Origin of the sequence: Microcystis sp. LE19-84.1B (genome assembly GCF_027531875.1) — a bacterium.
In the GTDB taxonomy this organism is placed as follows: domain Bacteria; phylum Cyanobacteriota; class Cyanobacteriia; order Cyanobacteriales; family Microcystaceae; genus Microcystis; species Microcystis panniformis.
The window spans coordinates 1-7,629 of the sequence record NZ_JAPZSR010000470.1; the positions used below are offsets into that span (position 1 = coordinate 1).

A 7,629-nucleotide genomic window follows, 5' to 3' on the forward strand; every position below is an offset into this window, starting at 1 on the left:
CCCCTTCCATATGTTAGGTGTAGCTGGTGTGTTCGGCGGTTCCTTGTTCAGTGCAATGCACGGTTCCCTAGTAACTTCTTCCTTAGTGCGTGAAACCACTGAAATCGAATCTCAGAACTACGGTTACAAATTCGGTCAAGAAGAAGAAACCTACAATATCGTTGCCGCTCACGGTTACTTCGGACGTTTAATCTTCCAATACGCTTCTTTCAATAATAGCCGTTCTCTGCACTTCTTCTTAGGTGCATGGCCGGTAATCGGTATCTGGTTTACCGCAATGGGTGTTAGCACCATGGCGTTTAACCTCAACGGTTTCAACTTCAACCAGTCGATTCTCGATTCTCAAGGTCGTGTAATTGGTACTTGGGCCGATGTGTTAAACCGCGCTGGTATCGGTATGGAAGTAATGCACGAGCGTAACGCTCACAACTTCCCCTTAGACTTGGCTAGTGGTGAACAGGCTCCTGTGGCTCTGATTGCTCCTGCTATCAATGGCTAATTCCTAGTCTGAACGAAAAGGCACTCCCGCGAGGGGGTGCTTTTTTGTGGCTGTGGTTGCTAGAATATAAATCATCTTCTGTCAAGATTGCCAACCAAGACCATGAAACCCTCAATGATTATTGGCGAGTATTATAAAATTGTAAAAAAATTGGGCGTGGGTGGATTTGGAGAAACCTATATAGCTGAAGATTTACGGCGTTTAGGAAGTCAATGTGTTATTAAAAAGCTTATATTTAAAAGCAATAACCAAGATGAACTTAAAAAAGCGCAGGAGTTATTTTATCGAGAAGCTAAAACGCTAATGAATTTAGGCAAACACGATCAAATTCCTTATTTAATTGCCTATTTTTCAGAAGATCAAGAATTTTATTTAGTTCAAGAATATATAGAAGGTGATTCGCTGGAAGATGAAATTAGCTCTCGCGGAAAATTCGAGGAACAGGAAGTCATTGAATTTTTGCTAGGGATTCTCCCCGTTTTAGAATACATCCATAAAAAACAAGTAATTCATCGAGACATCAAGCCATCGAATATCTTGCGTCGGGATCGAGATAAAAAAATTATTTTGATTGATTTTGGAGGAGTTAAAGCACCTCTTTTATCCAGTTCACAATTACCGAATTTATCGGGAGGGAATCTAACTAAAATTTTTACCAGTGGTTATACGCCAAAAGAACAAATGGACGGTTATCCAGAATTCAATAGTGATATTTATGCTTTGGGAATGACTGTTATTAAAGCTTTAACTGGTATTGAACCAAAAGATATATCTCGTAATTCGAGTACCAAAATGCTCGCATGGAGAACAAAGGCTAATAACGTGGGGGATCAACTAGCGGCTATTATCGATCGAATGATTCAAGAAAACCACACAGATCGCTATACAAATGTAGAGGAAATTCTTGAAGACTTGCATCATTTAGGAAAAACAGTAGTTATCAATAATAGTCGAGTCAGTGTTCTTCGTTCGGCGATCAATACCCAGATTCCTATGGTCAATATACCTCTGGGCAAGTTTTTGATGATATTAGTCATGATCACAGGATTTATCTGGGGTTTTAATCTACTTCGAGCAATATTCTTCGATTCGCCTCCGCCTCCGCCTCCTCATCAGAAGCCGAGCGAGTCCCCAATTCCAAACCCATCTCCTAGTCCTTCTTCGCCAGACCCCGAAAACGAGGGAGGGATTTTTCTTCGTCCCGATAATCTAAAGAAGAACTAGGCTAGAAAAGCACATCTAATCGTCTGGCTTGATAAGGGAAAGAAATAAAACGATTCTTTTGGTTTCTATGTGTAAACGGGGGTCTATACTGATATTTTCTTTTTTCAAAATAGTCCTAAAAGTATTATTCAGTAACCATTTCACCTTACATAAACAAAAATTATCACACAAAGTAGAGAAGAGCCATGACACGTCAATTTCATCAGATTATGCCACTGTTGGGATTATTGATTAGCTTGTTAAGTCTCTATACCGCCCAATATAATCTGCACTTTGCTTGGAAAAATCTAGTCATGAATTGTCAATCTCATCGCCACCTAGAAATTTGTCGAGATGTTCTACCGACTATAGAGGTTCCCGATAAACTTCTATTCCTTCGCACTGAAGAGAATAAACGAGAAGGGTCGATCGAGCCGTCAGAACCCCTCTTTTTGCCGACTGATTCCTACCGAAAGCCGATCAGAGTACCTTGATTTTGTCAGAAAATCTTGACAAAACGAACACGGATGCAGAAATTGTTGAGTTAAGCAGAAATTGTTGAGTTAAGATGATTTTATATTATCCTTAGTGCTGGAGGGTTTTAACGTTGAATAGACTCAAGAGGTTCGCAATAGTTCTTGTAGCGGGAGTAGTCGGATTTTCGGTCTTATTTTCTCAGCCGATTTTCGCAAAAAACCCGCCAGTGAGGTTTCAGTGTCAAACTCTCAGTAATGGTGTTCCCGCTACTGTCGCTACTAGCCCGCAATGGCAGAACCAACCACGTCAATTGATTCGGTGGTTAGAACCGTTAGCGAGAGAGGCTGGGTACACGCCGCTACGACGCTGTCGAGAGGTGAGTAATCGTCTTAATAAACAGTTCAGCAAAGGGGCTCAATATATAGGGCATGGTTATATCAACGGAAATCCCGCACTTTGTACTACTAATAAAGAGGGAGCGAAATGTAGAGAAGAGCAGCTTCTGTGGACGCTTAATGGAAATATTTACGGATTTGAGAATGGCAGTGGTGGGAAAGAAAGCCCTAGTCAGTTATTAGACGACTTGTTCGCTCTCCAAGATAGAAACGTTTCTGGGCGGCCTCTCAAGCAATGTGGTAATAAGTCAACCTTCGTTAACATTATGGCGGTTTTACGAGGTGAAGAGAAGGTGGCCAGAGAAGTGTGTGTTTCGCAGTAATCATGAAACTTAGAAAATTTATCGTTATCTTTCTGTTAACTTGCATGGTGTTGTTCACCATGCAAGCTTTTTTATATCCTATCGAGGCACAAACTTCTAATGCTGATGAGCAACCCTCTATAGGGAAGATGGATGAAGATATGATAAGGGATATCGCTAGATTGATCACCGTAAGAGTTTACACAGTTTTATGGGAAAAATGGCCATTTACAACAGACGACAGCGGTTCGGGAGTTATCGTTGATAGACAAGAAATCAAACGGAAAAATAGTCAAAGCATCTACAATTATTTAGTCTTAACAAACGCCCATGTCTTATCTAGAAGTGGCAAATTTTATATTCAAACTCATGAGGGTTTCATTCATAGAGGAAAAATTCATCCCAAGGCTAAATTCGAGCAAATGGGGGTAAAAGCTGATCTAGCCTTGTTATGGTTCGAGAGTCCTTATCAATACGAAACAGCCATTAAAAAAACCTCGGAAAATTTGCCAGATAAAAGTGACTTTTTTGTGACTGGATTTCCCTGTAAAGTAGGTGCAGTTCCTAGTACTGATTGTCCAGCAGAATTTCTTTTTACCAAAGGCAAAGGATGGGTTATTGATCGCTATCTAAAGGACGGATATCAATTGGCTTTTACCAATGACACCGAGGAAGGAACCAGTGGAGGTGCAATTCTCGATCATCAAGGGCATTTAGTAGGAATCAATGGAAGAGGAAAAACCACGGCTGATGCCCCACAAAATAGATACGCAGATGATAAAAAAGTTCCGTTCATTATTCAAGACAATGCTCCCTTATCTTTGGGATTACCTATTGATTGGTATTTATCCCTCAATTCCCAGCAATTATTTAGAGATTTACCGACCTCCACGCCTCAATTAGAACCGATCGGATTTTTGTCCCCACCTCCTTCCGTCAAATCAGAAACTCGTGGGGTAAGTAAGTTAAACCCCATGACTGCTGTTGATCGGCTAACTCTTGAACAAAAGTTGAACATGATCTTGGTACTATCGGGGGTATTGCCTTTGATAGTATTGATTCTGATAATATTAGTAGTTTTGACAATCCTTAAAAATAGAATCGAAAATTTTTGGATTTATTTTCATCCAATAGGAATAGCAACATTTCAGATAGAATCGAACCACAAAATTAAAATTTTTATATCAAATTCTGAAAAGGTAGTCGATTTTACTACAAATAAGCCCATAAAATTGCCAGCTGCACAGAACTGTCAAATAATACTTACTTCCTTAAGTTTGGGAAGCCATCAAAACAAAAATATTATCCCCAAAATAGTAGATAATAACCAAAACTATTATCGATACGGGCTAGAAGAGGGAGAGAAAGATCAAAAAGTTATTTATAAAATTCTTCGTCGAGGCAAAACTCTTAAACTGATACATACTAGGTCTAAAATTGAAACTGTTACCGTTAAATTTGAATTTCAGGATAACACTGGTCAATAAAAAATCTTTTGAAAATAAGGAATATTACTCACGAAAGCAAAGTAAAAAACATGAAGTATCGAGCTATTTATACTATTTATTTATCAATTATTTTATGGGGTATATTGGTAGGCTGTGAAAAAAACGGCAATATGCCGCAAGAGCATGAGGTAAATTCATCAGTAATTTCCGAAACATTAAAAAAATCTACTGTGTATATAAAAGGAATAGGAACGGGTATAATCATCGGGTCCGATTCTAATGATTACTATGTGCTGACCGCCAAACACGTAGTAGATAATCTATTGAATCTATCTTCAAAGGAAATCGTTACCTATGACAATCGATTCTATCCGATCCAAAAAATTATCGTAGATAGAGAATTAGACCTAGCCATTGTTAAATTCACTAGCGATGTCGATTATCCTAATGTCACTTTAAATCCCAATATTTCTCAAGGTCAAGCAGTCTCGGTATTAGGTTGGAGATATTGTTCTGGAAAACCAAAAGAGGAGTTGACACTCGGAGCTATAGAGCAGATCGTCCGCTCCGATCAAGAGTACACCGAAAACGATAGAAAGCTTTTAGAGAATCTCGACGATCCAAAAAAACACTTTCAAGAGGGAAATCGAGTCAAATATACAAATCCAACGATTGAAGGAATGAGTGGGGCTGGAGTCTTTAACCAAGATGATCAAGTGGTGGCTATTCATACCACGGCTGGAACCTATGAAAACAGTACAGAAAACTGTTCGGTGTTAGATAGTACCCATAGTCCTAACTGGGGAATTCCGGTCGAGGTTTTTTTAGATTCTGCATTATCTCGCGGAATTCCGCTCAAAACGATCAAAGCTTCTCCTTACCAGAAGGAAAATCCTTCCCCGCAGAATATCAAGGAACAATCAAATGATCCGATCTTTAAAAGACCGAAATCACTAAATTAATCTAATTTGTTTGACCTGTACTCTTTGCTGTTCATCAGCCTAACCTTTAGGGGGTGAAAACGGCATTCACAGGAACAAGCAAATTCTGTCTTTGATTGAACGGTATTTTGGATTGGTTGTCCCGTACATAGCGGTTCTCACATCTGTGTGGCACAGTTAAACCTTTACTGATTAAACTTTTCACCATCGACAGGCCTCTTGCGAACAGGAAACGCTATAATAACCTTCCTTGACCAGTAGCATAGTCTAATTGTTCTGAATCGGAGCGCTCCAACATAGCGCTTCTGTAGCCGTTATCACATCGACTCCTCTAGCTCTTAAAGCCGCTACAAGGCTCTGAACCATCGAGTCTTTATCTAAATATAATGTCAGTATGACTATTTATTTAACTTAGATTGAAGCCACTCCTGTTCAAATTGTTTCACCTCGGCTTCTTCCTGAGCTAAATCAGTTTCAATTTCTTCCCTGTTGGCATGATAGTAAGTTAGAGCCGCATAAACTTTGGCTAAATCTAAATGGGGATGTCCCATCCGGTTTAAAATTTCTTCAGGAGTCAGCCCTAATTTATACCAAGAAACGAGGCGGCGCACTGTCACTCCTGTCCCGGCAATTGTTGGTCTTCCTCCTCGAATTTCAGGAGAACAATCAATTAAAGTTCCAATTTCAATTGTTGTCGTAGTCATTATCCAAATCATTAATAAATTTGCCGGCTCTTCTCGACTTTGTGGGATCATTTTTGCTTATGGAACGTGAAATGCTTACTGGGAAAGACTTTTAGGACTATTTTGCGGATATTCTATCAGTATAGACCTCGTTGCCACACAGAAACCAGAAGAGCCATTGGCCTTTTAATTATATCACAATAACGGTTTAAAATAAAGCTAACATTTTTAATTTAGCAATTATCATTTTTAGACACAGCAAGTCTTTTAGTGATTTAAAGAACATTTTAAAGGGGGATTTTTGGGCAACTTTGGATGTACTATCACGTCAAAAGCCTGAAGACTCGTGAAATGAAATTCGCAATCCCATTGAATTTTATCCCGTATTATGCGAACTAACCCCCAAAAGCCTTGCTACAGGGCAAATTTAGAATTGCTATTCTCAAGGAGATTTCCGTGATCGCAGTTTTAAAATGTCCCTCAAATAGAGAAGAATCAGAGGAAAGCTTATCCAGTCAAGTTTTGAGCGAAAGCGACCACAATCTCAGATATCTTGGGGAGTGTTGCAAAAATGAGGCATAAAGCCTCTTTTTAGGTGATTTATGGACAAGATAGTCGATCTGTAAAAACGCATCAACCTGACGCAAGAAAAATTTATTTTTGTAAATAATAATTTCAACTCGCTCGCTACTAGCATAGGATAGAAACGTCGAATTTTGAGGAGGAGTGACGATGAAAGACAGTTCTATATTCCGACGTTTCCCGCAGCTATTCGCGGGTTTGTCGGTGCTATCGATCGCTCTCGTCTTGAGTTCCTGGATAGCGGCGCGCTCCCTCTTAGCGGTGAAACGGGCCAGCGATGTTTTTGTCGTGACTGGTTCGGCAAAAAGGCCGATTACATCCGATTATATTCTCTGGCGTTTATCGGTTTCCAGTCAACAACCCACCGCCCGCGAAGCCTATCGCGATCTGATCCGGCAAACCGAGCGGATACGAGCTTATCTCAAAGAAAAACAAGTTCCTGACGACGCAATCACCACCAACGCGATCGAGACAATGCCGATTCCTGAAGTAACGACTAACGGCCAGGAAACTGGGCAAATTCTCGCCTATCGCCTCAGCCAACGCTTCGAGATTCGAGCGGGGGATGTGGCCCGTTACACGGAACTTTCTAGGCAGGTAACGGAATTGATCGAGGAGGGAATTAACCTCGTCTCTGAACCCCCCCAATACCTTTACACCCAACTGGATAAGCTGCGGGTGGAAATGGTGGCGGCAGCGACCAAGGATGCGAGAGCGAGGGCTGAGGCGATCGCCAGTAGTACTGGCAGTCGGGTGGGAAGGGTGCGCGATGCGACAACGGGAGTTTTTCAGATCACCTCGCGCAATTCCACCGACGTGAGCGATTCGGGAATTTACGACACTTCCTCGATCGACAAAGATATTACCGCGGTCGTTTCGGTGACGTTCGGGATCGAGTGAATTACCACAATCCTTACTGCTTCCAGACAGGGGATCATCTGTGCTAGAGCTAGACTGGACGTTGACATCCTCGCCGCCCTAAAAGTGCGGCGATTCCTAAACCTCACGATTTAAGTTTCTGCTTCCACCACCGTCGCATACCACAGTTAAAAAACCATGTACTGTCTTACACAGAGTCCACAGACTTTCGCCCCATTTC

Annotated in this window: 8 protein-coding genes; 7 read left to right on the forward strand and 1 reads right to left on the reverse strand. The window is 40.9% G+C overall.

Annotated elements, in window-relative coordinates:
• The 6 genes from O9324_RS26115 to O9324_RS26140 all read left to right on the forward strand — a co-directional run.
• Window positions 1–499, forward strand: a 499-nt coding sequence (locus O9324_RS26115) for a photosynthetic reaction center family protein (protein WP_502846606.1), incomplete at its 5' end; no start/stop codon positions are given.
• A gap of 102 nt (window positions 500–601) precedes the next feature.
• A complete protein-coding gene (locus tag O9324_RS26120; protein WP_288141736.1) occupies window positions 602–1,723 on the forward strand; it encodes a serine/threonine-protein kinase in 1,122 nt (373 codons plus the stop codon).
• A gap of 185 nt (window positions 1,724–1,908) precedes the next feature.
• Window positions 1,909–2,196 carry a hypothetical protein gene (locus O9324_RS26125; protein WP_287731801.1) on the forward strand — a complete coding sequence of 96 codons (288 nt, stop codon included), beginning with the start codon at window positions 1,909–1,911 and terminating at the stop codon, window positions 2,194–2,196.
• Between the two features lie 209 nt (window positions 2,197–2,405).
• The gene (locus O9324_RS26130) at window positions 2,406–2,897 is read left to right on the forward strand and encodes a COP23 domain-containing protein (protein WP_288141737.1); all 492 of its coding nucleotides are present in this window, start codon (window positions 2,406–2,408) and stop codon (window positions 2,895–2,897) included.
• Window positions 2,898–2,899: 2 nt separating this feature from the next.
• A complete protein-coding gene (locus O9324_RS26135) occupies window positions 2,900–4,363 on the forward strand; it encodes a S1 family peptidase (protein WP_288141738.1) in 1,464 nt (487 codons plus the stop codon).
• Window positions 4,364–4,413: 50 nt separating this feature from the next.
• Window positions 4,414–5,286: a S1 family peptidase gene (locus O9324_RS26140; protein ID WP_288141739.1), complete on the forward strand. Its 873-nt coding sequence runs from the start codon at window positions 4,414–4,416 to the stop codon at window positions 5,284–5,286.
• A 377-nt stretch (window positions 5,287–5,663) separates the two neighbouring features.
• Here the strand turns inward: O9324_RS26140 and O9324_RS26145 are convergent, their stop codons facing one another.
• Window positions 5,664–5,969: a DUF433 domain-containing protein gene (locus O9324_RS26145; RefSeq protein WP_288141741.1), complete on the reverse strand. Its 306-nt coding sequence runs from the start codon at window positions 5,967–5,969 to the stop codon at window positions 5,664–5,666.
• 711 nt (window positions 5,970–6,680) lie between these two features.
• Between O9324_RS26145 and O9324_RS26150 the strand changes: the two genes are divergently transcribed.
• Complete coding sequence (locus O9324_RS26150) at window positions 6,681–7,430, forward strand: SIMPL domain-containing protein (RefSeq protein ID WP_288141740.1); 750 nt, start codon at window positions 6,681–6,683, stop codon at window positions 7,428–7,430.
• Window positions 7,431–7,629 lie beyond the last annotated feature (199 nt).

Excerpts from the sequence above, each read along its gene's own strand:
- O9324_RS26120 (WP_288141736.1), top strand. The coding sequence starts at position 602 with ATGAAACCCTCAATGATTATTGGCGAGTATTATAAAATTGTAAAAAAA.
- O9324_RS26125 (WP_287731801.1), top strand. The coding sequence starts at position 1,909 with ATGACACGTCAATTTCATCAGATTATGCCACTGTTGGGATTATTGATT.
- O9324_RS26135 (WP_288141738.1), top strand. The coding sequence starts at position 2,900 with ATGAAACTTAGAAAATTTATCGTTATCTTTCTGTTAACTTGCATGGTG.
- O9324_RS26140 (WP_288141739.1), top strand. The coding sequence starts at position 4,414 with ATGAAGTATCGAGCTATTTATACTATTTATTTATCAATTATTTTATGG.
- O9324_RS26145 (WP_288141741.1), bottom strand. The coding sequence starts at position 5,969 with ATGACTACGACAACAATTGAAATTGGAACTTTAATTGATTGTTCTCCT.
- O9324_RS26150 (WP_288141740.1), top strand. The coding sequence starts at position 6,681 with ATGAAAGACAGTTCTATATTCCGACGTTTCCCGCAGCTATTCGCGGGT.